Source organism: Streptosporangium amethystogenes, from assembly GCF_000721075.1.
In the GTDB taxonomy this organism is placed as follows: Bacteria; Actinomycetota; Actinomycetes; order Streptosporangiales; family Streptosporangiaceae; genus Streptosporangium; species Streptosporangium amethystogenes.
This window is the reverse complement of record NZ_JOEQ01000156.1, coordinates 1-440: the sequence shown is the minus strand read 5'-3', so window position 1 is coordinate 440 and position 440 is coordinate 1. Positions and strand designations below refer to the sequence as shown.

The following is a 440-nucleotide window of genomic DNA, read 5'->3' as shown; positions in this document are numbered from 1 at the left end:
CACCGACTGACGCTGCATGTTCGAGCCCATGAGCGCACGGTTGGCGTCGTCGTGCTCCAGGAACGGGATCATCGCGGTCGCCACCGACACCATCTGGCGTGCCGAGACGTCCATGAAGTCGACCTCGTTGGCGCGCAGGGATTCGAACTCCCCGCCCTTCCTGCGGACGAGCACCCTCGGCTCAAGGAACGTTCCGTCCGGACCGATCGGCGTGTTCGCCTGGGCGATGACGTACCGGTCCTCCTCGTCCGCGGTCAGGTACTCGACCTGGTCGGTGACCCGGCCGTCGACGACCTTGCGGTACGGGGTCTCGACGAAACCGAAGGCGTTGATGCGTCCGAAGGAGGCCAGCGAGCCGATCAGGCCGATGTTCGGGCCTTCCGGCGTCTCGATCGGGCACATCCGGCCGTAGTGCGAGGGGTGCACGTCGCGGACCTCGA

General features: G+C 66.8%; 1 pseudogene. It reads right to left on the bottom strand.

What is annotated here, in order from left to right:
* Positions 1-440, bottom strand: a pseudogene (locus IG98_RS46255) (DNA-directed RNA polymerase subunit beta); the annotation flags it as partial.